Genomic DNA, 24,651 nt, shown 5'->3' on the forward strand with positions numbered 1-24,651 from the left:
AAAGGAATTTTGATATGAACCCGTTTATTCCGCTCACCATTAAAGCAATACAGCATCCAACCGAGCAATCGATTTGTATTTCCTTTGATTTGCAAGATGATCAAAAGCACGTATTTGATTATATGCCGGGCCAGCATTTAACGATTCGCCATCAAAGTGAGCAAGGTGAACTGCGCCGTTGTTATTCGATTTGCAGCGATCATGATGAAGATTTGAGTATTGCCATCAAGAAAATTGATCAGGGGCAATTCTCGACTTGGGCCAATGAACATTTGCATGTGGGGGATGTACTCGATGTGATGCCACCACAAGGCATTTTTTATCAAAAAGCCGCAAAAGCGGGTGGTCGTCACTTTTTATGCATCGCGGCTGGTAGTGGAATCACACCAATTTTATCTATTATCAAATCGGTGTTGAAGCATCAACCTGATGCGTTTGTCACCTTGATTTATGGCAATCGATCTTGGAAACAGACCATGTTTTCAGAGCAAATTATGGATTTGAAAGATGCATTTAAAGGTCGTATGCAACTGATCAATGTATTCTCAAGAGAGTTCAACGACAGCGAGATTTTTAATGGTCGTATCGATGCTGTTAAGCTACAGCAATTAGCCACTGCTGGATTGATTCCACGCGATGCCGATCACTGTTTTGCCTGTGGCCCTGAAAGTATGCTCGATGCGATTGAGACCTATTTGCCCCAACTGGGTATCGCGTCAGAAAAAATTCATACTGAACGCTTTAATACGGGCACATCCGCGTCTTCGTCTCGTGAGCAGATCGAACATCGCAGCGAAGAAACCGTCAATATTATATTAGATGGTCGTGAGCTACTAATTGAGGTGAGCAAAGAAGATGACAGTATTTTAGATGCAGCTTTGCGTGCTGGAGCCGATTTGCCTTATGCGTGCAAAGGCGGCGTATGTGCAACCTGCAAATGCAAGGTGCTCAGCGGTGAGGTGGAAATGACACTTAACTACAGTCTGGAACCAGAGGAAATTGCAAAAGGGTATGTATTGAGCTGTCAGGCACGGCCAATCAGCGCAAATGTCAGAATGAGTTTTGATGAATAAATCGCTTAGGTTTGCTTAAAAGCATGCCTGATGCCCTGAATAAAAGACCGGATGAAACAAGAATCAGAAAATTGGAGAATAAAATGGAATTTCAAACCATAATTGTGCAAGAACACAATGCGGTGGGTTATCTCACCTTAAACCGACCACAGCAACTCAACAGCTTTAACGAAATCATGCATCATGAAGTATCAAAAGTGATGCAGCAATGGACCACTAATCCTCAGATTCGCGCCGTGGTAATCACAGGATCTGGCCGAGGATTTTGTGCCGGACAAGACCTCAATGATCGCGTGGTCGATCCAGATGTCGATGCGCCCGATCTAGGTTTATCGATTGAAAAATATTACAACCCGCTGATTCAGTGCATTACCGAAATGCCAAAACCAGTGATTTGTGCGGTAAATGGTGTGGCTGCGGGTGCAGGTGCCAATATAGCGTTGGCATGTGATATTGTGGTTGCGGCTGAATCTGCCACCTTTATACAAGCATTTTGTCGCTTGGGACTGGTACCGGACTCAGGTGGCACATGGTTTTTACCTCGTTTGGTTGGTCGAGCACAAGCCATGGGACTGGCAATGCTGGGCGATAAAGTGACGGCACAACGTGCGCTTGAACTCGGCATGATCTGGCAGGTCGTACCCGATAATCAATTACAGCAGACCACCACAGATCTGGCTGAGCATTTGGCCAAGCAACCGACGTATGGTTTGTCGCTGATTAAAAAAGCAATCCATGCTTCGGCGCATAACCCACTTGAAACACAGCTACTTTTGGAGCGTGATTATCAACGCCTTGCAGGTCGCTCAAATGATTACCGCGAGGGCGTGCAGGCGTTTATGCAAAAACGTGTGCCGCAGTATTCTGGCTGCTAGTAAATTGTAAAGCTTTGCACATGCAACAATGAATGAAAAACACGATACTGTAGCCCAAATGACATTCCATAACGATGAAATGGTCTAAATCAAAATGTACGAGATTCGGTTTGTGCTTATGTTTTTTGGCTATAACCTAATACCAATGACGATTGAATTGATGACAACAACTCGCATGATCGAGATAAATAGCAGTCAGGATGACTGAGGAGCCAGACGGTGAATAAGAATGCATTAGATGCGATTGAAACAGCCTCAATCGATGAATTGCGCAGTGTACAGTTTGAGCGTATGCAAAAAACATTGCGTCACGCCTACCAAAACAGTCCAGCGTACCAAAAAAAGTTTGATGAAGCAGGTGTACATCCCGACGATTTTAAACAACTGGAAGATTTGGCAAAATTTCCATTTACTACAAAAAAAGACCTCCGTGACAATTATCCGTTTGGAATGTTTGCGGTGCAACAAGAACAAATTGTGCGTGTGCATGCCTCTTCAGGTACAACGGGACAACCCACTGTGGTTGGTTACACCCAGCAAGATATTCATTTATGGGCAGATGTCGTGGCACGTTCTTTGCGCGCTGCCGGATTGACTGCAAAGGATGTGATACAGGTTTCCTACGGCTATGGCCTGTTTACAGGTGGGCTAGGTGCTCATTATGGTGCTGAGCGTTTAGGCGCTACCGTCATCCCGATGTCGGGAGGTCAAACCGAACGTCAGGTACAATTGATTCAAGATTTTAACCCAACTGCACTTATGGTGACGCCATCTTATTGCCTGAATATTATTGAAGGGCTTGAAAAGCAAATGGGCAATGCCAGAGCGTGCTCAATCAAGACGGGCATATTTGGAGCAGAGCCGTGGACCAATGAAATGCGCCATGAAATCGAACAGCGCTTGGGTATTGATGCACTCGATATCTACGGATTGTCTGAGGTGATGGGTCCTGGTGTGGCAATGGAATGTCTGGAAAGTAAAGATGGACCAACCATTTGGGAAGATCATTTTTATCCGGAAATTATACATCCAGAAACAGGTGAGGTTTTGCCGGATGGTGAATTAGGTGAGCTGGTCTTTACCACGATTACCAAAGAGGGAATGCCGGTGATTCGTTACCGTACGCGTGATTTGACCCGTCTTTTACCCGGTACAGCACGCACAATGCGCCGAATGGATAAAATTATTGGGCGCAGTGACGATATGATGATTATTCGTGGTGTAAATGTGTTTCCATCACAAATTGAGGAACAGATTTTACATATTCCGCAATTGGTGCCAAATTATCAGATCCAGATTTGTAAACATGGTCACTTGGATACCTTGCATATTCGTGCTGAAATGCGAAGTGAGCTTAGTGACGCGCTGGCGCCCCAACTGTGCGTACAACTGCAAAACCGGATCAAAACCATGGTGGGAATTTCAGTAAAAGTCGAGATTTTATGTGAGGGAAGTTTACCTCGCTCCGAAGGTAAGGCTCAGCGTGTGTTCGATACCCGAAAATCGGCGTAATTCAATCAAAATGATCCGTCACGGGATGGATCATTTTTTTCTAAACAAGGTGTAAGAAACGAAATGAATCAGAAATTAAAACAAATTATCGATGAATTCGTTCAGAAAGAAGCTTTAAGTGTCACCTCACTGATCATGACTATTTTTGGTGATTGTATTTTTCATCGTGGAGGAATGATCAGTCTGGCCAGTTTGATACAGCTCATTGAAACCTTGGGCGTAAATGAACGTTCTGTTCGTACCGCCGTATTTCGTCTGGTCAAAAATGGTTGGTTGGTTTCCGAGAAAGTTGGTCGTACCAGTTATTATCGAATTACTGAAAGTAGCCGTCAGCGCTTTATCAATGCAGACCAAAAAATTTATAGCCTGAGCCACCATGAATGGGATCAGCAATGGGATTTGGTTCTGCTCAGTTCGGTAGAAATTGAAAATAAGATTCAACTAAAAAAAGAGCTGGAGTGGTTGGGCTTTGCCAATATTGCGACAAATCTGATGGCTTATCCAGGGTGTGATCATTTAAAACTGCAAAGTTTACTCATGAATTTGAGCATGACCGATCAGGTGGTTATTTTTAAAGCGCAAACACTTAAATTGTGGCAAGAATCGAACCAAACTGTAAAACGTATGGTCGAAAGTAATTGGCCAGTTCAGGAGTTGCATCAACGCTATGGAAAGTTTATTGGTGATTTTCGTGAGCTACTCGGTATCATTGAAAATGAAGATGCATTAGATCCATTGCAGGCGTTTCAAATCCGTATTTTATTGATTCACCAATATCGCCGTATTTTACTGAAAGATCCAAATTTACCATTTGAACTGCTGCCGTCTCACTGGCTATCACTCAATGCACGTAACCTGACCGGCAACTTATATCAACTGGTATTTCATGAGGCAGAAAGCTTCTTTTTACATACTGCACGCACATCAGAAGGGGCGATGCCGTCAGCGCATCCGCAGTTTTATAAGCGCTTTGGTGGACTGGTTCTGGAAAAAAATGAGCCTGTTGCCTAATTGTAATGGCTGTTTCAGGTAATGGAGCAAAGTGATGCCGTGTTATTCAATTGATGGTGTGATTCCTGTGATTAGTCCGCATGCCTATGTGCATCCTACTGCGGTATTGATTGGGGATGTGATTATTGAAGACGGCGTGTATGTTGGGCCGCTTGCTTCACTGCGTGCCGACTTTGGTCGCATTCATGTACAGGCCAATGCCAACATCCAAGATGCGTGCGTGATTCATGGTTTTCCAAACAGTATTACCCAAGTTGCAGAGCGCGCGCATGTGGGTCATGGTGTGATATTACATGGTTGTACATTGCATCATAATGTTTTGATTGGTATGCACAGCGTCATTCTTGACGGGGCTGTTATTGGTGAAAATACAATTGTCGGCGCACACAGTTTGGTAAAGGCAAAGATGCAAGTACCTGCGAATGTAATGTTGATAGGTAGCCCAGCCAAAGTCATTCGAGAATTAACTGAGGCAGAAAAAAACTGGAAACAGCAGGGAACACAAACTTACATCGAGTTAGCACAGCGCTGCTTACACAGCATGCAGGAAGTGCAGCCGCACGCGCAAATACATTCACATCGACGCGATTATCACGATTTTTTTTCGCAACATGTCACAAAACATGAATATTTGACCAAGCAGCCTTGATCTCTAATTGAGAGTTCTGAGTTGAGTGTAATTCATCCATTTGATGGTGTTTGAGCGAATCCTTGATTTTAAAAATATTTTTACATTAGCAATAAATTAAGCGCAGATTCTGTTTGATTGAAAAAAATGACAATAAAAATTTATCATCATAAAAGCGTCATAAAGTTGTCACTTAATTGTCATATTATCTGCTCAGAATGCAGTTAACCAAAGTACAACACTTAAATAAAGAAAGCGTTGTCATTAAATTGCACAAATGAGAGAAAACAGAATGCGCTTAAATCCACGTCACATCGCCATCGCATTAGCAGTATCTGGGGCAACTTTAGCGACAGCTGCAAATGCAGCCCGCGACACGATTCAGATTGCAGGATCTTCTACCGTATTGCCATATGCAAGTATTGTGGCAGAAGAATTTGGTAATACATTCCCTCAATTTAAAACGCCTGTAGTAGGCTCAGGCGGTACTTCAGGCGGCTTAAAGCAGTTTTGCCAAGGCGTGGGCGACAACACCATTGATATCGCAAATGCATCTCGTAAAATTAAAGATACTGAGTTGGCAGCATGTAAAAAATCTGGCGTAAATCAAGTCCAAGAAATCAAAATTGGTTACGACGGTATCGTGTTTGCATCGAACTCATCTAAACCGGCTTACAAACTGAAACCAGCTTTTGTTTTCGCTGCATTGGCAGAAAAACTCCCGTCGAATGGTCAGTTGGTTCCAAACCCGTATACACGTTGGAATCAAATTGACAAATCGCTTCCAAACGAACCGATTACTTTAGTCATTCCAGCGTCTAACCACGGTACACGTGAAGTGTTCCAAGAAAAAATGGTTGAAGCAGGCTGTGAATCATACGAATATTTCAAGAAGTTAGATAAAGACGACCAGAAGAAAGCATGTTCGGCATTCCGTAAAGACGGACGTGTGATCGAAATTTCAGGCGACTACACAGAAACACTTGCGCGCCTTAAAACATCACCAAGTGCGGTGGGTGTATTTGGTTTAGGTTTCTACGATCAAAACCGTGACAAGCTACGTGTTGCAACTGTAAATAACGTGGCACCATCTGAAAAAACCATTTTGAATGGCAGCTACCCAGTTTCTCGTCCGTTGTTCTTCTATGTAAAAGGTGAACACTTAAAATCAATCAAAGGTTTACCACAATACGTTGAGTTCTTTATCAACAAGAAAACCTCGGGTAAAGGTTCTAAACTTGAGAAAGCGGGTTTGATTTCAATGTCTGATTCAGAGCGTGCAAAAGTCTTGGCAGACTTTAAAGCGGGTAAATCAGTTAAGTAATTTGTTTAACATTGGAAAGCTGATGGTGATTCAACAACACCATCAGCTTTTTTCTAGCAAAGTTTTTTCAAAGAATCAAAATTGAAAAAACGGTGGAGATTACATGAATCTGCTATTGATTGGCGTGCTATTGGCTTTGATTGCTATAGCTTATCAAATCGGGTTATCTAAAAGCCGTAGCCTAGCAGGTAAGGGAAATAATTCCGCGTTATTGCACTCACGCCCGGGTTATTACGGTGCGCTGGTGGCGTTATGGTGTGGTATCCCTGCGTTTTTAATTTTAATTGTTTGGAATATTGCTGAACCGCATTTTTTAAAACAAATTGTACTCAATCAGGTGCCTGCTTCCATTTATGCAGGTATGGATCAAGCCAGTGTTGAAGTGCTGCTCAATCGTGTAAAAGCCATTGCATCAGGTTTTGGAGTAACCGATCAGCCTGCCGCATATGAGCTGGCTGCAGCGCAGCAACTGGCAAAATTCCAGACTATTGGCTCTTATGCCAAGCTGGCTGTGGTGTTGTGTGCTGCTATTGCAGGCCTTCTTTTTGCCAAGAAACGCATCGGTCAAAGCTACCGTGCGCGAAATAAAGTCGAGCGCGTGATTAACATTACCTTAGCGCTGTGTTCAGGTGTGGCGATTTTAACCACTTTGGGCATTGTGATGTCGATGTTTAGTGAGGCATTACGCTTTTTCAGTTTTGTTAGTCCCTTTGATTTCTTCTTTGGTACCGAATGGAATCCGGGCTTTAGCACATCAGGGAATGCCGAAGGGAGTTATGGCCTGTTGCCTTTACTCTGGGGCACCCTCATGGTGAGTGGTATTGCACTATTGGTGTCTGTTCCGCTAGGCCTGATGATTGCGATTTACTTATCTGAGTATGCATCTTCAACGCTGCGCTCATGGGCAAAACCAACCATCGAGATTCTGGCTGGTATTCCCACCATTGTATATGGTGTGTTTGCACTGATGGTGATTGGGCCGTTCTTTAAAGAAGCAGGTGAAATGATTGGTCTTAATATCACCGCAACCAGCGCACTTACAGCCGGTTTCGTTATGGGTATCATGATCATTCCGTTTGTTTCTTCACTTTCAGATGACATTATTACCCAAGTTCCTCGCGCACTTCGTGATGGCTCTTTAGGTTTGGGTGCAACCAAATCGGAAACCATCCGTCAGGTGGTCTTGCCAGCTGCACTACCCGGTATTATTGGTGCATTTTTGCTCGCGGCATCTCGTGCGATTGGTGAAACCATGATTGTGGTATTGGCCGCAGGTAACAGCCCGCTATTGCATATCAATCCGCTTGAAGCTGTATCGACCGTTACGGTGACGATTGTGAATCAGCTCACTGGTGATACCGACTTTGCAAGTCCACAGGCTTTGGTGGCTTTTGCCCTTGGTTTAACCCTTTTTGTGATCACGCTTGGTCTCAACATTATTGCACTCTACATCGTGCGTAAATATCGTGAGCAATACGAATGAGTCTATCCAATACATCTACACCAGTGGATCAGAATGCATTTGATCCACAAGTTGCCGCCGAATTACGTGCGAAGCGCAAAAGTAAAATTCAAAAGTCGCTGGCAAAACGTCATCGCAAAGAAAAGTCGTTTCGTATATTCGGCTTATCCGCAGTGGTCATTGGTTTGCTGTTTGTTGCTTTATTATTCGGCAGTATTTTGGCCAAAGGCTTACCTGCATTTTGGCAAACCAGCGTGACTGTTCCTGTTTATTTCGACCCGACGATTATCAATGCTGGCCCTAAGCCTACTCAAGCAGCAGGTGAGACCCCAGCGCACTTTCAGGAACGCTATATCGATTGGCAAACCAAAATGGGCATGGTCGATTGGGATGCACTCATCGTAAACGGCATGATTGCTAAAGATCCAGCTTTGGCTGCCAAACGTGATGATCTCACCAGTTTATATACCAGTTCGGAAGCCTATCGTTTACGCGATATGGTATTTCAAGATCCGTCATTAGTGGGTAAACGCGAAGAGATCAAGTTCTTGGCCGATGCTAACATTGATGTCTGGCTGACAGGTAAAATTGACCGTTCTTTACCAGACGATCAACAACAGCTCAGCCCGGAAGTTCGACAGCTGGCCGATCAGCTTGAAGCAAAAGGCATTTTGTCACATACCTTTAATACCAGTTTGTTTACCAACCCAGACTCGCGTAGCTCTCCTGCAACGAGTGGTTTAGCTGGTGCATTCATGGGCTCGTTGTTCATGATGCTGATCGTGATTTTTATCTCTATCCCGATTGGTGTGGCCAGTGCGATTTATCTGGAAGAGTTTGCTAAACAAAATATCTTAACCGACACCATCGAAGTCAATATCAACAACTTAGCGGCGGTACCTTCAATCGTATTTGGTTTGCTCGGGGCTGCCATCTTTATTAACTGGATGCATCTACCACTTTCTGCGCCGCTGGTTGGGGGCTTGGTACTGAGTTTAATGACTTTACCGACAGTGATTATTACCACGCGTGCATCTTTAAAAGCGGTACCGCCTTCGATTCGTCAGGCTGCACTCGGTCTAGGTGCATCAAAAGTACAAACCGTTTTTCATCATGTTTTACCATTGGCGCTTCCTGGTATTTTAACCGGTGCCATCATTGGTGTGGCACAGGCTTTAGGTGAAACAGCACCACTGTTATTGATCGGGATGAGTGCTTTCGTTGCCAGTGTACCGACTTCTCCACTGGATCAATCTACTGCGCTTCCAGTCCAAATTTTCTTGTGGCAGGGTAACGAGCTGCGCAATTTCTTCGAAGGCCGAACCGCCGCTGCGATTATTGTGTTGCTGGTGATGATGATTGGCTTAAACAGCCTTGCCATTTGGTTACGTAAAAAGTTTGAAGTGCGTTGGTAATTGAGGAACAGATCATGAATACTATGAATACAACCCGTCCCGTAGAAAAGGATACGACAGTGACCTCAGAACAAATGCAGTCTACTGGTACAGATACACCACAAAAACGTCATGGTTCATTTGTGTCAATCGATCCGAACACATCACCTAAAAAAGACGTAAACAAAACCATTAAGATCAGCACCAGCGATGTGCATGTATATTATGGCGAAAGTGAAGCCATTAAAGGGATCGATCTGGAAGTTTACGAAAACGAAGTGATTGCCTTTATCGGACCATCGGGCTGTGGTAAATCGACCTTTTTGCGTACCTTAAACCGCATGAATGACACGATTGATAGTTGCCGAGTGACAGGTAAAGTGTTGCTCGACAACCAAGACATTTATGATCCAAATCTGGATGTTGTGTTGCTTCGTGCTCAAGTGGGCATGGTGTTCCAAAAGCCAAACCCATTTCCAAAATCTATTTTTGAAAATGTTGCATATGGTCCGAAGCTTCACGGTTTGGCGCGCGATAAATACGACCTTGAAGAAATTGTTGAAAATAGCTTGCATAAAGCAGGTTTGTGGGATGAAGTGAAAGATCGTCTGAATCAGCCGGGCACTGGTCTTTCGGGTGGTCAGCAACAGCGTTTATGTATTGCACGAACCATTGCGGTAAGTCCAGATGTGATTTTAATGGATGAGCCATGTTCGGCACTAGATCCGATTGCAACGGCAAAAATTGAAGAACTGATTTCAGAGCTTTCGCATCAGTACACTATCGCGATTGTTACCCACTCGATGCAGCAGGCGGCACGTGTTTCAGATCGTACGGCGTACTTCCATTTGGGTGATTTGATCGAAGTGAACTCAACTGAAAAAGTCTTCACGCAGCCAGATCATCAATTGACAGAGGCTTACATTACCGGACGCTTCGGTTGATGAAACGTATAAGAGAAGGCCTTCGGGCCTTTTTTTATGCCTAAAAATAGGGCGTAAACTCGACTGTTTTCAAAATAGATATTGAATTTTCTAAAGAATGTCCTCATCTTTATCTAAATAATGTGCAATTAGAGAATGGCCGAACTATGTTATTTCATTTACCTAAATTACCAGCCGAATTACGTGTCACACATTTAAATGCACGTGTAAATGAACAACGAAAAAAGATTGCACAAACCACTGCATCTAAACTTGAGCTGTTACAGCTCACACAACAACTTGCCAAAGAAGCCAAAGCACGTAAGAAAAAGAACCAGAAAGTGTATGTACTCGATTTTAAAGGTGATGTACAAGCTTCTGCTGTTGAGCAGCTTCGTGAAGAAATTACGCTCGTTCTGGCGACTGCAAAATCTGGTAAAGATCGTGTGGTACTGCGTTTAGAAAGCCCGGGTGGCATGGTGCATGGTTATGGTCTGGCAGCTGCGCAGTTGGTACGTTTGCGTGATGCGGGCTTTCATCTGACCATCGTGGTCGATAAAGTGGCGGCCAGTGGCGGCTACATGATGGCGTGTATTGCGAGTGAAATTATTTCTGCGCCTTTTGCCATTTTAGGCTCGATTGGTGTGGTGGCTCAGGTGCCAAATTTCAATCGATTACTCAAAGAACATAATGTAGATTTTGAGCTGTATACTGCTGGTGAATATAAACGTACCGTGACCATGTTTGGTGAAAACACCCCTGAAGGAAAAGCCAAATTCGAGCAAGAACTTCAACAAACCCATGCATTATTTAAGCATTTTGTAGAAAAGTACCGTCCACAGCTCAATGTTGAAAAAGTTGCAACGGGTGAGCATTGGTATGGTCAAGATGCACTTGATCTGAATCTGGTCGACAAGCTGCAAACCTCAGATGAATATTTATTGAGCTTGTTGCCGCAGCATGATGTATTTGTGATTACAACACGTAAAAAACCAACCCTTGGTGAAAAATTAGGTCTTCAAGCTGCCCAGATTGCAGATACACTGATTCCTGCTGTAGTGTCCAAACTTACCGACACCTTGATCAAAGCCAATGGTCATTTGGTACAGCTACGCGATCCTAAGCTTTAATCTTACGCATAATATTTTAAAAAAACGCGTAGTAACCCATGAATGCAATAAAAAAAGCGGAATTTAAATTCCGCTTTTTTATGACTAGAAGACCAACTTAGAGTTTGGCAATGAGGTCATGAATTTGTTTTGCTTGATCTGCTGCATTGCCGGTATAGCTTGCTGGCGTCATTTCGGCCAAACGTGCACGATCTTCACTCGGTACTTGAGTCAATTCATCACCATTGACGAAGTTCACCATCATATCGCGTGTCATGGCTTGACCACGTGTTAAAGCTTTTAGCTTTTCATATGGTTTTTCAACGTTGTAACGACGCATTACAGTCTGAATTGGCTCAGCCAATACTTCCTGTGCTTGATCTAGATCTTCAGCAAGACGAGCAGCGTTGAGTTCAAGTTTACCAATACCTTTTAAGCAAGCTTCAAAAGCAATTAGACTTTGAGCAAAACCGACACCCATATTACGTAATACGGTTGAATCGGTCAGGTCACGCTGCCAGCGTGACACTGGAAGTTTCTCGCCCAAATGTGCTAGTACCGCATTGGCAATACCGAGGTTACCTTCTGAGTTTTCAAAGTCAATCGGATTGACCTTGTGTGGCATGGTTGAAGAACCTACTTCGCCATCTTTAAGCTTTTGCTTGAAATAACCCAACGAAATGTAACCCCAAACGTCGCGGTTAAAATCGATCAAGATGGTGTTGTAACGACGTAGCGCATCAAACAACTCGGCCATATAATCGTGTGGCTCAATTTGCGTGGTGTACGGGTTGAAGTTTAAGCCTAAAGATTCGACAAATGCTTGCGCATGCGCAGCCCAGTCAATCGATGGATAAGCCGACAAGTGTGCATTGTAGTTACCGACCGCGCCATTGATTTTGCCAAGCAATTCGACATTTTCAAATTGTTTAATCTGACGTGCCAAACGGTAAGCCACGTTTGCCATTTCTTTACCAAGCGTCGTTGGGCTGGCAGTCTGACCATGTGTACGAGACAACATTGGCTGTTCGGCATGCGTGGTTGCAAGCGCAGCAATTGCATTTAAGATGTCTTTCATGCTCGCCACAAGTACATCACGACCATTTTTAAGCATTAAAGCATGTGACAAGTTATTGATGTCTTCAGAGGTACATGCAAAGTGAATGAATTCACCTGCATTTTTGAGTTCATCGATATTTGCAATTTTTTCTTTCAAGAAATACTCAACTGCTTTCACATCGTGGTTGGTGGTGCGTTCGATTTCTTTAATGCGGTTCGCATCATCTTCAGAAAAATCTGCAACGATTGCGTCGAGTGCTGCATTGGTTTGAGCTGAAAAAGGAGCAATCTCAATGATTTCGGCGTGGTTCGCAAGTGCTTGTAACCAGCGAACTTCAACTGTCACACGAGCATGAATCAAACCAAACTCAGAAAGAAAAGGGCGCAAAGCATCACATTTGCTGGCATAACGTCCGTCTAATGGAGAGAGGGCAGTTAAAGCGTTCATAGAGATTCCTTAAACAGGGAATTGACGTAAAACGAAAATCGCAGCAGCATCAGATCTAGACCATTTGATACTGTAAGCGAGCGAGAGTTTGAATATCTTGAAGCAATTTACGTTTGCTAAAAATCATGTTCCATGAACTACCACCGAGCTGGCGCCACAGATGTGCAAGTTGCAAGCCGGTAAACAAGCAGGCACGAATGCGATTGGTATGATTGGCATCTTTAAATGCTTCTGCATTACCGCGTACCAAAATCCGCGGGTTAATCTGACCTGCGGTATCGACATAGGCTTGGGCAAGATTTGCAATAATGCTGGAGTGTAAATAGTTATGATCAAAAAAAGACAATTGCTTGAGAATTTTTTGCTGTGATTTTTCAATAATTGCCACATATTCAGGATTGCTATACACCTTTTTTTCAAGATGAAGCAGCGCCATGGCATACGACATAGGTAGCTTGGCGCTTGGCATTTTGGGGATTTTTGTTTTTGGCGTGGGACTAAATGGTTGGTTGATACTGCTTTCAAGCGTTTTGAGGCCAAGAGCGATATCGCCGAGTTGATTGAAAAAGTCCAGTGTTTGTGTTGAGGAGTTCACCGCAGGTCGGATATTTAGGCTGGCTTTAATGAGTTGCTCAAAATAAAAATTCCCGCTTTCCCCAATACTTTGCTGTCCGGTCATGGCGGTCATATGAGTCAGCTGGGTGGCTTGAAAGACACCCGCCAACGCTAATGCACGGTTCTGACGAACATTCAATGATTGAGGCTGTTGAAAAGGGGTATCAACCATGCCTAAGATCCCTTTATATAAAATCAGGTTTTGGGGCGTTGGTATTGAGGATTACACCACCACCCAAACAAATTTCATCCGAATAAAAAACAACACTTTGACCCGGTGTAACGGCGCGTTGCGGTTGGTCAAACTCAACTCTTATACGGTTTTCGTTGTATTCATCACGGTAAATTGTACACGCTTGATCTGGCTGACGGTAGCGAGTTTTTGCAGTACATCGGAAACCTGTAGCAGGAATTTCCTGTTCACCCGCCACCCAATCAATATTTTCACTCCAAAGTGCGGTACTTTGCATCAAAGGATGTTCATGACCTTGACCAACCACCAAACGGTTGTTTTCCAAGTCTTTGTGCAATACAAACCAAGCACCTTCGCTTGCGCCTTTCATGCCACCCAAGCCAATACCACCACGCTGACCCAGCGTATAGTACATCAAGCCATGATGTTCACCAACGTCTTTACCATTATCGAGTACAATTTTACCCGGCTGAGCTGGCAGATATTGCTTTAAGAAGTCATTGAATCGGCGTTCACCAATAAAGCAGATACCCGTCGAATCTTTTTTCTTGGCAGTGGCTAAATCTAACTGTTCAGCGATCTTGCGAACTTCAGGCTTTTCGATTTCACCTACTGGGAACAAAGTTTTATTAATTTCGCGACCATGTACAGCATGCAAGAAGTAGGTCTGATCTTTATTGTTGTCTACACCACGCAATAACGGTGCATACGTTTCACCACGTGAGTTTTGCATACTTGAACCACGACGCGCATAGTGGCCTGTTGCAATAAAATCTGCGCCGAGTGTCATGGCGTGATCTAAAAATGCTCGAAACTTGATTTCTTTATTGCACAAAATATCCGGGTTAGGCGTACGCCCAGCAGCATATTCTGCTAAAAAGTGTTCAAATACGCGGTCCCAATATTCCATTGCAAAATTTGCAGTATGTAGCTTGATCCCAATTTTGTCGGCTACAGCCTGAGCATCAGCCAAATCTTCTAGTGCTGTGCAATACTCGGTTCCATCATCTTCTTCCCAGTTTTTCATGAAAAGACCTTCAACCTGATAACCCTGTTGAAGTAAAAGTGCAGCAGAAACAGATGAATCTACACCACCAGACATACCGACGATGACACGTTGTTGCATAGGACTAGGCATCCAATTGAGAAGTGAGGGGAGAAGCGAAGGGATGCTCATATACGAGCGATAAAGGATATTTCTTTCCAGCCAAGGCATCTTGAATGGCTTTTAACACCAGCGGACTTCGAGCACGTGCCGAAATTTCAAGCTCATCTGGCGTCATCCAGACTGCAGCGACGATATCGGTGTCGAGTTGTGCTTCTGTATCGACATCTAGCACATGCGCCAAAAAACAAAATCGATAATAGGTGTGATCTGGAAACATAGGCGGCGTATAGCTGTAAATGCCAAGTAAATGGTCGATTGCCACGCGATGCGCTGTTTCTTCAAAAGTCTCACGAATCGCGGCATCAATGAGCGTTTCGCCAGCTTCGACATGGCCTGCAGGCTGGTTAAACACGGTATGTACGAAGCCTTCGCTGTGTTCTTCAACCAATAAGAATCGGCCATTTTTTTCGACAACAGTGGCAACGGTGACATGAGGTGTCCAAGCAGTCATAAACAGCACCATGATTTTAAAACGCATATTCTACAAAATTTGCACCTTTGTGGCTAGGCTATAACGCGGTGCAGTGAGCCATTAAGGTAAAAAGCACGCAAAACTCACATTCAAGGTGCATTAAAAATAATGTTAAAGCAATCTTTTAAGTCTAAATATAGAATCTCCAGCATTTGCTAAAACCTTTAGAATGACTACAGAGTAATGCAAAAACATGAAGGAGTAGACAGATTTAATTTCTATTAATGTTTCAAGTATCATCAAAATGTGATTTTATAATGAAGCCCCTAAGGATTAGGGTATAAATTAAAATAACTGGAATAATATCATGCAAAAAATATTGAAAAAACGGATGCTTGCACTTTCATGCTTATCGGTATTCATGCTGGCGGCTTGTAATGATGATGACAATTCATCTGGTAGCGTGGGTTCATCTACATATGTATCAGAATCGGCTTACGCAAAGGATTCACTAAGTGAAGCCGCTTCAATCACGGTCATGACGTATAAAATGCAAAGCGTCAGAAATGTCGCTGTCAATGCAACCGCAATGGTTTTATTCCCGAAAACTGCGCAGCCGGCAGATGGCTATCGCGTTATGGTCTGGGAACACGGAACCTTAGGTGTGGGCGATAGCTGTGCACCTACCAATAATCTACTTGGGCCACGCTTTAAAGATCCATTGGCTAAAAGTCTTTTGGCTGCAGGGTACGTGATTGTGGCACCAGATTATGAAGGACTTGGAACGCCAGGAATACATCCTTATTTGCATCTTGAAAGTGAAGCACGTTCTGCAATTTCGGCTGTTAAGGCAGCACAGGAACATTATGGCAGCAAGCTTAATAAACAATGGATGTCGATTGGTCAGTCACAAGGCGGTCAGGCATCATTGGGAACAGCTGAATTTGCCAATAGTGATACTAACTTTAAGGGCGCTGTGGCAGGCGCACCTGCATCGAGTTTGGGTCAGATTATTTTTAGTGTTGCCCCAGCTGCACTTGTGGCTGCCGAACAAAAAGAATTAGATGCCGGTGCAAGTTTGGCCTATCGTGCAGAAAATGGCTCTATTGGGGCTTATGCAACTTTACTGACCTATGCTGCATTTGCTGCAGTCGGAATTAAGGCATCCGATCCAAGTTTCAACTACAGAGAAATCTTTAGTGATACGCGCTCACAACTGATTGCTGAAATGGCAGAAGGAAGTACGGGTGAAAACGGATTGTGTCTTGACAGTACAGATCCGGTGAATGCGCCACAAGACAGTCTACGCTATCGATTTGCTCAAGATATTGTTAAGTTTTTAAGTGACAATCCAAGTAAAAAGCTTCTGGATTATCCTGGATTAAATCAGCAGAAATTTGAAGCCAGTGCGCAAATCAAATCATTCTTGGCGGCAAGTCAGCCGGGCACAAAAAAGATTGATAAACCGATCATGATTATTCAGGGAACCGCAGATATGAGTGTGCCGTATCCTGTTACGCTCGCGCTCTATAACGCGATGAAAGCACAGGGAACTAATGTGCAGTTACTCACTGTACCAGGTGCTACACATACCCAAGCGATCGTCGATAAAAACGCCGATGCAGTGAACTTTATTCAGACTTATATGCCGGCTCGTCCTTAAGCAAACATCACCCCAAGATTTTAAGCGTCAATCTTGGGGTGATAGCTTAGGCTTCTAATTGATTTAAATAGTTATTTTTAACCTTCACATAATGCTGTGCCGAATAAGGCAAAAATGCTTTTTCTTTTTCGGTTAATGGACGCACTTGAACCACAGGGCTACCCACATACAAATAACCACTTTCAAGTCGTTTGCGTGGTGGAACCAAGCTTCCTGCACCAATCATGACATCATCTTCAATCATCGCGTCATCTAAAATCACGGTATTGATTCCAACCAAAACACGATTTCCGATGGTACAGCCATGCAAGGTGACATGATGGCCAATGGTAACGTCTTCCCCAATGGTTAGGGGGGAACCATTTGGCTTGGTCTCATTTTTATGGCTTACGTGCAGCATGCAGTGATCTTGTACATTACTGTTGCGACCAATCCGAATCTGATTTACATCGCCCCGAATCACAGCAAATGGCCATACCGACGTATGTTCAGCCAGTTGAACATCACCAATCACAACCGACATTTCATCGACGTAACAGCTTGAGTCGATTTTAGGCTGATGTTCGAGATAAGGACGTATATTTTTTTTCATTAGTGATCAATATCGTTGAGTTTTATACAGTATAAAAGAAAAAAGGCATTCATGTTTAAAACAAGAATGCCTTCATTTTTATTACAACCAATTAAAACAGGTTGCTAAAAAACTGCTTGATATGGTCGATCAAACGCGAGAAAAAGCCCGCTTCTTCGACTGGTTTTAGTGCCACCAATGGTTTTTCTGCAATCACTTTACCATCAAGTGTTGCAACCAATTTGCCCACAACCTGACCTTTTTGTAGCGGTGCATTCAATTTTGGTTGTACAACCAATTGGGTTTTAATGTTGTCTGCCTGACCTTTTGGCATGGTGACATTGAAGTTTTCTGCCAAACCAATCTGCACTTCATTTTCTTTACCAAACCATACTTTGGCCTTGGCAAGCACTTGATTTGCAGGTTGAACGTTTACCGTTTCAAAGTTTGAAAAGCCCCACGCTAAAAGAGTACGGGTTTGGTTGGCACGCTCATTAACACTGTTGGTTCCAAAAATAACTGAAATCAAGCGCATTGGCCCACGTTTACTCGATGTGGTGAGGCAGTAACCTGCTTCCGAGGTGTGTCCAGTTTTCAGACCGTCTACACTAGGGTCGGTGTATAGCAATGCATTACGGTTACCTTGCTTAATACCGTTAAAGGTGAATTCTTTTTCTGAATAAATTGGGTAGTACTTTGAACTGTCTTTAATGATGTGCTGTGCAAGCAGTGCCATATCTTTGGCAGATGAATAATGACCTTCTGCTGGCAAGCCAGTCGAGTTCATAAAGTGGGTATTCACCATACCTAAACGTTTGGCTTCTTGGTTCATCATGTGGGCAAATGTACCTTCATTGCCTGCCACATGCTCTGCCATGGCTTTAGAAGCATCATTACCCGATTGCACAATAATACCACGCAACATTTCAAGGACTGTTGCCGTGCCATTTAATGGTACATACATACACGATTCTGAACTACTTCCGCGGCACCATGCAGATTCATTCATACGAACCTGTTCGCCTTCGGTTAATTCGCCTTTTAAAAGCTTCTGCTCAATGATGTAACTGGTCATCATTTTGGTCATTGAAGCCGGTGCAAGATGCTCATTTTCATTTTTAGATGCAAGAATTTGACCGGTTTCATAATCCATCAGGACATAGGATTTGTTATTTAATTCTGGTGGTGTGGATAACACAGTTGCTGCATAGGAAAATGAGGGTAAAAGAACGAGTGCAGCAAGGGCGCTTTTTAGAGTCATTTCTAGTTGGTCCAATATCTTGAGTAAAGCAGAAGAGCCTAGCATTTTAGGATAAAGCAAAGCCGACTTCTACGGGAAAGTCGGCTTATTTCACACAGTATTGTAAATACGATTAAATTATGACTTATATGCTTTTACATCTTCGCAAACAGCACGATTTTGCTCATCACCAGCCTTTTTGGCATCAGCACGCGCTTCTTTTAAAAACTTCTGGAAATTTTTTTGTTTGCTGAGTTTTTCTAATGCCTCATCTGGATTACTTTCGTTTGGCATATAGTCTTTAACCAAACGTGAGTAGCCAGATTCAAATGCAGCTTTGTCTTGTGCAACCAATTTTGGGCAAATTTCATGCAGTACACGGATTGCTGCGAGCTCTTCTTGCGTAATGCCTTCTTGCGGTGTCACTTCAATATTTTCAGACATGTCTTTCGCATCGGCAGCGTGAACTACGGGTAATAGGGCACTCGATACAACAAGCAAAGCGGAGGAAATACGTAAAGCAATCGATTTTTTCATTGTTGACCTAAATCACATCTAAAATACAGTAATTTCACTAGAGTACCGTGATCTGAAAAGAATAAAAGTCAAAAATGTATACTTGATGTTGGTTTATCGAAAAATCATACAGGTGAAAAGAGTACATAATCATCTTAAAAATCAGCATGATTTTTGCGCAGTGCATCGCTTTGGGGCTTGAATATTGATAAGAACATGGCGATATAATCGGAGCCTTGTTTTCGTTGATTAGATAGAGTCTGCTTGAAGTGAATATTTTAATAGCCAATGACGACGGTGTGTTTGCTCCCGGAATTCAAGCATTAGCCAAAGCATTACGTCCGCTGGGGCGGGTGGTCATCGTAGCACCAGAAAGTGAGCGCAGTGGCTACTCGAGTGCCTTAACGCTTGACCGACCACTGCGTCCGATTCAAATTGCACAAGATGTCTGGGCGGTCAACGGTACTCCTGCCGACTGTGTATATCTGTCAATGAACGGCTTGTTTGATTTTGAGTTTGATCTGGTCGTGAGCGGAATTAACAGCGGCGCCAATTTAGGTGACGATGTACTGTACTCGGGTACGGTGGGTGCTGCATTTGAAGGACGCTTAATGAAGCAGCCAGCGATTGCGGTGTCTCTGGCAGGCAGTAATGTGCGTTCTTATGAAAATATCAACGACTATGCCGTTGCTGCACAATGGGTTCATGACTTTATTAAAAAAGGACTGCCAAATTTACCAGCACGTCATATTCTCAATATCAATATTCCAGACGTGCCTGAGCTAAAAGGCGAAAAAGTCACCTATCAGGGGCTACGTGGTCAAGCCAAGCCAATTACCAGTCATGTCGATCCGCGTGGACGTCAGGTCTATTGGATTGGTCTTGCTGGGGAAGCCGTAACAGATCCAAGAAAAACGCCGTCACATATCCAGTCAGATTTCTTTGCAGTCGCCAATGGTTATGTCAGCATTACCCCGATTCAGATGGATGCAACCAATTATAATATTTTAGAAGACTTACAAACATATATAGGCTAGAGCTATAACTAACCGCGCTGTAAGTGTTGTAACTTTGTGAAAAAAAGGTGAAGAGACTCGTTTCTTCATCCTTTTTTGGTAATCTTAGTGCAACGATTTGTTAGTGTTGCTTGATTCGAGAGGGAGATAAATGCAATTGCTTCGACAACAACGGGATTTTAATGCTTCGGCCCATACTTTCATCAAAACAATAATGTTGTCTGCTGCGGTTGCTGGTACACTTGCAATCACCGGATGTGCCTCAAAACCTCAGATAAATCAGCAAGTTCGATATACGAGTGCGCCAGATTACTATACGGTGCGTTCAGGTGATACATTAAGCGGGATTGCCGCACGCTATGGTTTAAATTATTTAAATGTGGCAGAGCTCAATGATATTGCACCGCCATATCGCATTTATGTAAACCAATCTTTACGTTTGAAAGGCTCCGCAACCCGTCGCTCTGTGACTACTCAGCCAATGGTTCAATCTGCACCTATTCAACGCCAGAGTATTAATTTACCGACCACAACGGCGCAAACCACTCCACCAAGAACCACCACGCCTGTAAATACTGTACCAGCGCCAGTTGTTCCTGTTTCACCTGTACCAAGTACTTTGCGCTGGATGAAACCATCGAATGGTCCAGTCATTCAAAACTTTAATTTGGCAAGTAATATCAAAGGGATACGCTATGGTGGAAACCAAGGTGATCCAGTCTTCGCAGCAGCAAACGGTCAGGTAGTATATGCGGCAGATGGCTTAAAAGAATATGGAAACTTGGTGCTGGTTAAACATGTCGATGGCTATATCACAGCGTATGCACATAACAGCAAGATGCTCGTAAAAAGCGGAGATAATGTAACGGCCGGTCAAAAAATTGCTGAAATGGGATCTTCAGGTACAAACCGCGTGATGCTTGAGTTTCAGGTGCGTTTAGATGGTAAACCGATTAATCCTGCCAACATTATCCCAATTAACTAATAGGAATTATGAATTAGATAATGCAAAGCATAGATTTCTCCGTATAATACAACGAGTTGCTTTTATCATATTTAGATAAGGAGCATCTCATAAGTTCAGAGGGAAATTTATGTTAGATCAACTTCGAGCAATGGGAGTATTTGCTTGTGTTGTAGAGAAAAGTTCGTTCAGTGGTGCAGCCCGAAATTTGGGTATCACCACCAGTGCCGTCAGTCAGCAAATTCGGTCACTAGAGCAAGAGATGGATGTTACACTGCTACATCGCTCTACCCGAAAGTTAAGCTTAACTGAGGCTGGACAAGCTTTTTTCCACAGTTGTCAAGAAATGCTCGCTGCTGCAGAGCGTGGAAAAATTCGGATCAACGAATTAAGGGATGATTTAATCGGGGATCTTCGCATTGCGACGACACCAGAGTTAGGTGCATTCCACGTGATTCCTGCATTGTCACATTGGATGTCTGCTCATCGCGGATTGTCCGTTCATTTTGAAGCTGATCATCGGTATATAGATCTTATTGAAGGGCGGATTGATATAGCCATTCGGATGAGCCAACGTATAGACGATCAGAGTTTAAATGCCATTCCGATGGCGCGTGTCGATCAAGTATTGGTCGCCTCGCCAAGTTATTTAAATCAATCGGCTCCAATTTCGCGCCCAGAAGATTTGGCGAATCATGATCTCATTCCAATTAATCTGATGAATGGTTATCAAGATTTTTCGTTTCAACACGCATCAAGTGGTGAACGCGTCGATCTTCAGATGAAAAATCGTTTGCAAACAAATAACGTATTTATCGCCAAAGCGCTATGCCAGCAAGGCCACGGCGTTGCCAGAATATTGTATTTGGATGTTCAAAAAGAATTGATCAATGGCTCGCTGGTCGAGGTCTTACCGGATTGGAACCTTCCTGCATTTAATTTGTATGCACTGACTCAAAAGCGCGAACAGCAACCGATGAAAATTCATCGTTGTCTAGATGCTCTCAAACAATATTTTGGCCAGCTTCCAGGCGGTCGTAATTTGTTAGAAGCATGCTAAGCGCAGAATAAAAAAAGCCGCTGATGCGGCTTTTTTTGATTGATTTAACTTAGGCCTTGATAAAATCTGTAATGGCCGGCACTAAACGCGCCAAAAGGTCATCGGCTTGTTCAAATGTCATATTGAGTGGTGGGAGTAAACGCACTACGTTTCCTGCGGTCACATTGACAATCAGCTTATAATTGTCACGTGCACTATGCACGATATCTGCACATGGCATAGGTAATTCAATACCAATCATCATACCGAAGCCACGCACCTGAACTGAAAACTCTCCGAGACGTTCGCGTAACTGTTCAACAATATAACTGCCCACTTTTTCCGCATTTTCAATGACATTCTCTTTTTGAATGGTATCAATTACGGTGTAAACCACTCGTGAACCCAGCACTGTTCCACCATATGTCGAACCATGGCTACCTGGCCCAAGCAGACCAACAGCTTTGCCTTGCGTCATCACAGCACCCACCGGAAAACCATTGCCTAAGCCTTTAGCGGTTGTCAGAACATCGGGAATAATATTGGTGTGCTGGTAAGCAAAGTACTTTCCTGTACGGCCGTTTCCAGTTTGAATCTCGTCTAACATCATCAGCCAATTGTGTTGATTACACAATGCACGCACTTCTTCAAGATAGCTAAAACCTTGAGGTGCAGTATTAATACCGCCTTCGCCCTGAATCGGTTCAATTAAAATAGCCACGATATCAGGATGATGAAGTGCAGCTTCTTGAATCGCTTCAACATCACCAAAAGGAACGCGTATAAAGCCTTCTACCAATGGATAAAAGCCTTCTTGTACTTTACTGTTGCCAGTTGCAGATAAAGTGGCGAGGGTACGGCCATGAAAAGATTTTTCAGCCACAATAATTTTAGGTTGTCGAATCCCTTGCTGTGCGCCAAACTTACGCGCAATCTTGATTGCGCCTTCGTTGGACTCGGCACCACTGTTTGAAAAGAAAATTTCGTGCATGCCTGAAACTTCAGCCAGCTTTTGTGCTGCTGCCGTTTGCCATGGAATTTCAAAGATATTACTGGTATGTACCAACGTCGCGGCCTGTTCGGCGATCGCCTCGGCAATGACAGGGTGTGCATGACCCAGTCCACAGACCGCAATCCCGGTTAAGCCATCGAGATACTCGGTTCCATCTTCCGTATAAAGATAAGATCCTCGGCCTCGCACAAAACTGATCGCTTGGCGGCCATAGGTTGCCATCAAATGAGTGGGTTGATCAGGTTGTACAGGGGCGAGGGTGATGTGATTCATATCGTACTCTTATCTGTGAAAAGAAATGAATTAAAAAGGGTATATAAGCAAAAACTCTTCAGGAAAGAAAGTATAAAACGAAAATTAAGCGAGAAATCTTAGGATCAGGCACACGGATTGTATACTTTTAGGTATAATGCCCTGAGAATAGTTGAGGATTTATCTATGACTGAACAAGCGCGTGATACAGAAGCGTTAATTCGTGACCAAATTGCTAAACATGCAGTGTTACTTTACATGAAAGGTACGCCACAATTTCCACAGTGTGGTTTTTCTGCGCGTGCAGTTGAAGCGCTGAGTCAAATTGGGCGACCATTTGCTTATGTCAATATTCTCGAAAATCCAGATATTCGTGCAACATTGCCGGGCATTGCAAACTGGCCAACATTCCCTCAATTATGGGTCAATGGCGAACTTATTGGTGGCAGCGACATCATGCTCGAAATGTTCCAAAATGGTGAGTTAAAGCCATTAATCGAGCAGCATAGTCCAGCTCCAGAAGCATAATGCTGATATAAAAAATCCCACATTATTGTGGGATTTTTTTGTTTTTATTTACTGTCTTCTTTCACATCTTTCGCTGCTTTCTCGACATGTGCAGCGGCATCATGAGTCGCATCACGTGTTGCAGCTTCAGTTTTTTGAGCTGCATTTTCAGTTGAAGCAGCTGCTTTATCGGCAGCAGCATCGATTTTAGCCGCAGCGTTGTCTGTAGCCGATTCAATTTTTTGAGCTGCGTTGTGTGAAGCATCTTTAATATCGTGGCCTGCTTGAGTTGCTGCATTTTCCAAATGTTGGCCTGTTGTTGCGCCTGTCTCAGGGGCTTTTTCTTTACTACAACCCACCAGTGCCACAGCGGCCGCCAAGCTTGCAATCATCATCAGTTTTTTCATTGTATATTTCCTTTTTGTGAGGCATCCGATTGATATCGAAGTTAATTCATTATGCTAAAAATTATGCTATCTACTGATTTAAATTTGTAATTAAAATGTTTAAAAATGCAATAAAAAAAAAGGCTTATCCATCGGGGAAGATAAGCCTTATAAAAAGGTAAAACTACACTTGCGTTAAAAAATTAACCATTGCGAATAATATAATCAAAGGCAGACAATGCGGCTTTGGCCCCTTCACCTGTTGCAATAATGATCTGC

The 24,651-nt window shown here is 43.4% G+C and carries 24 protein-coding genes; 15 read left to right on the plus strand and 9 right to left on the minus strand.

The window, feature by feature from the left end; translation table 11 throughout:
* The first annotated feature begins 14 nt into the window (after positions 1-14).
* The 10 genes from QLG00_RS09285 (at position 15) to sohB (ending at position 11,332) form a co-directional block, all read left to right on the plus strand.
* Positions 15-1,073: a 2Fe-2S iron-sulfur cluster-binding protein gene (locus QLG00_RS09285; protein ID WP_282470851.1), complete on the plus strand. Its 1,059-nt coding sequence runs from the start codon at positions 15-17 to the stop codon at positions 1,071-1,073.
* Between the two features lie 83 nt (positions 1,074-1,156).
* Positions 1,157-1,948, plus strand: a complete 792-nt coding sequence (gene paaG / locus QLG00_RS09290) for a 2-(1,2-epoxy-1,2-dihydrophenyl)acetyl-CoA isomerase PaaG (protein ID WP_282470852.1) — start codon at positions 1,157-1,159, stop codon at positions 1,946-1,948.
* A gap of 219 nt (positions 1,949-2,167) precedes the next feature.
* Complete coding sequence (gene paaK / locus QLG00_RS09295; protein ID WP_282470853.1) at positions 2,168-3,460, plus strand: phenylacetate--CoA ligase PaaK; 1,293 nt, start codon at positions 2,168-2,170, stop codon at positions 3,458-3,460.
* A gap of 63 nt (positions 3,461-3,523) precedes the next feature.
* Positions 3,524-4,471 carry a phenylacetic acid degradation operon negative regulatory protein PaaX gene (gene paaX, locus QLG00_RS09300; RefSeq protein ID WP_004936468.1) on the plus strand — a complete coding sequence of 316 codons (948 nt, stop codon included), beginning with the start codon at positions 3,524-3,526 and terminating at the stop codon, positions 4,469-4,471.
* Between the two features lie 34 nt (positions 4,472-4,505).
* Positions 4,506-5,120: a gamma carbonic anhydrase family protein gene (locus QLG00_RS09305; RefSeq protein WP_282470854.1), complete on the plus strand. Its 615-nt coding sequence runs from the start codon at positions 4,506-4,508 to the stop codon at positions 5,118-5,120.
* A gap of 271 nt (positions 5,121-5,391) precedes the next feature.
* Entirely contained in the window at positions 5,392-6,423 is a 1,032-nt protein-coding gene (locus QLG00_RS09310) for a substrate-binding domain-containing protein (protein WP_004936473.1), read from the plus strand.
* A 103-nt stretch (positions 6,424-6,526) separates the two neighbouring features.
* On the plus strand, positions 6,527-7,906 hold the full coding sequence (gene pstC / locus QLG00_RS09315) for a phosphate ABC transporter permease subunit PstC (RefSeq protein WP_004946438.1): 1,380 nt from the start codon (positions 6,527-6,529) through the stop codon (positions 7,904-7,906).
* Positions 7,903-9,300, plus strand: a complete 1,398-nt coding sequence (gene pstA / locus QLG00_RS09320; RefSeq protein WP_004936478.1) for a phosphate ABC transporter permease PstA — start codon at positions 7,903-7,905, stop codon at positions 9,298-9,300. The genes pstC and pstA overlap by 4 nt, the downstream gene beginning before the upstream one ends.
* A 14-nt stretch (positions 9,301-9,314) precedes the next feature.
* Complete coding sequence (pstB, locus tag QLG00_RS09325; RefSeq protein ID WP_004936484.1) at positions 9,315-10,223, plus strand: phosphate ABC transporter ATP-binding protein PstB; 909 nt, start codon at positions 9,315-9,317, stop codon at positions 10,221-10,223.
* A gap of 146 nt (positions 10,224-10,369) precedes the next feature.
* Entirely contained in the window at positions 10,370-11,332 is a 963-nt protein-coding gene (gene sohB, locus QLG00_RS09330) for a protease SohB (protein ID WP_282470855.1), read from the plus strand.
* A gap of 97 nt (positions 11,333-11,429) precedes the next feature.
* Here sohB and purB read toward each other — a convergent pair whose 3' ends face one another.
* From purB to QLG00_RS09350, 4 genes are read right to left on the minus strand one after another with little or no spacing between them, the layout of a single operon-like run.
* Positions 11,430-12,818, minus strand: coding sequence for an adenylosuccinate lyase (gene purB, locus QLG00_RS09335; protein ID WP_004936488.1), 1,389 nt, complete (start codon positions 12,816-12,818; stop codon positions 11,430-11,432).
* Positions 12,819-12,873: 55 nt separating this feature from the next.
* Positions 12,874-13,605, minus strand: a complete 732-nt coding sequence (gene hflD, locus QLG00_RS09340) for a high frequency lysogenization protein HflD (protein WP_004936491.1) — start codon at positions 13,603-13,605, stop codon at positions 12,874-12,876.
* A 13-nt stretch (positions 13,606-13,618) separates the two neighbouring features.
* Entirely contained in the window at positions 13,619-14,752 is a 1,134-nt protein-coding gene (gene mnmA / locus QLG00_RS09345) for a tRNA 2-thiouridine(34) synthase MnmA (protein WP_282470856.1), read from the minus strand.
* Positions 14,753-14,756: 4 nt separating this feature from the next.
* Positions 14,757-15,245 (minus strand): NUDIX hydrolase, encoded by a 489-nt coding sequence (locus QLG00_RS09350; protein WP_104125088.1) that lies wholly within the window; start codon positions 15,243-15,245, stop codon positions 14,757-14,759.
* 328 nt (positions 15,246-15,573) lie between these two features.
* Between QLG00_RS09350 and QLG00_RS09355 the strand changes: the two genes are divergently transcribed.
* Positions 15,574-16,869, plus strand: a complete 1,296-nt coding sequence (locus QLG00_RS09355; RefSeq protein ID WP_282470857.1) for a prolyl oligopeptidase family serine peptidase — start codon at positions 15,574-15,576, stop codon at positions 16,867-16,869.
* Between the two features lie 46 nt (positions 16,870-16,915).
* Here the strand turns inward: QLG00_RS09355 and QLG00_RS09360 are convergent, their stop codons facing one another.
* From QLG00_RS09360 to QLG00_RS09370, 3 genes are all read right to left on the minus strand, one after another.
* Positions 16,916-17,461, minus strand: coding sequence for a gamma carbonic anhydrase family protein (locus QLG00_RS09360; protein ID WP_282470858.1), 546 nt, complete (start codon positions 17,459-17,461; stop codon positions 16,916-16,918).
* 91 nt (positions 17,462-17,552) lie between these two features.
* Positions 17,553-18,701 carry a D-alanyl-D-alanine carboxypeptidase PBP5/6 gene (gene dacC / locus QLG00_RS09365; protein WP_004936509.1) on the minus strand — a complete coding sequence of 383 codons (1,149 nt, stop codon included), beginning with the start codon at positions 18,699-18,701 and terminating at the stop codon, positions 17,553-17,555.
* 117 nt (positions 18,702-18,818) lie between these two features.
* Entirely contained in the window at positions 18,819-19,217 is a 399-nt protein-coding gene (locus QLG00_RS09370) for a hypothetical protein (protein ID WP_004946453.1), read from the minus strand.
* 248 nt (positions 19,218-19,465) lie between these two features.
* Between QLG00_RS09370 and surE the strand changes: the two genes are divergently transcribed.
* The 3 genes from surE (at position 19,466) to QLG00_RS09385 (ending at position 22,236) form a co-directional block, all read left to right on the plus strand.
* Positions 19,466-20,233: a 5'/3'-nucleotidase SurE gene (gene surE, locus QLG00_RS09375; RefSeq protein ID WP_004946454.1), complete on the plus strand. Its 768-nt coding sequence runs from the start codon at positions 19,466-19,468 to the stop codon at positions 20,231-20,233.
* 130 nt (positions 20,234-20,363) lie between these two features.
* Complete coding sequence (locus QLG00_RS09380) at positions 20,364-21,197, plus strand: peptidoglycan DD-metalloendopeptidase family protein (RefSeq protein ID WP_282470859.1); 834 nt, start codon at positions 20,364-20,366, stop codon at positions 21,195-21,197.
* Between the two features lie 109 nt (positions 21,198-21,306).
* The gene (locus tag QLG00_RS09385) at positions 21,307-22,236 is read left to right on the plus strand and encodes a LysR family transcriptional regulator (RefSeq protein ID WP_004936521.1); all 930 of its coding nucleotides are present in this window, start codon (positions 21,307-21,309) and stop codon (positions 22,234-22,236) included.
* 49 nt (positions 22,237-22,285) lie between these two features.
* Here the strand turns inward: QLG00_RS09385 and QLG00_RS09390 are convergent, their stop codons facing one another.
* Entirely contained in the window at positions 22,286-23,500 is a 1,215-nt protein-coding gene (locus QLG00_RS09390) for an aspartate aminotransferase family protein (RefSeq protein ID WP_151816069.1), read from the minus strand.
* 165 nt (positions 23,501-23,665) lie between these two features.
* Here QLG00_RS09390 and grxD point away from each other — a divergent pair, with 165 nt between their 5' ends.
* Positions 23,666-24,007: a Grx4 family monothiol glutaredoxin gene (gene grxD / locus QLG00_RS09395; RefSeq protein WP_282470860.1), complete on the plus strand. Its 342-nt coding sequence runs from the start codon at positions 23,666-23,668 to the stop codon at positions 24,005-24,007.
* Positions 24,008-24,051: 44 nt separating this feature from the next.
* On the opposite strand, the gene QLG00_RS09400 is transcribed toward grxD, so the two are convergent.
* Entirely contained in the window at positions 24,052-24,393 is a 342-nt protein-coding gene (locus QLG00_RS09400; protein WP_004946459.1) for a hypothetical protein, read from the minus strand.
* Positions 24,394-24,651: the final 258 nt, after the last annotated feature.

It is taken from the genome of Acinetobacter sp. V89_7 (assembly GCF_029967895.1).
Classification (GTDB): domain Bacteria; phylum Pseudomonadota; class Gammaproteobacteria; order Pseudomonadales; family Moraxellaceae; genus Acinetobacter; species Acinetobacter soli.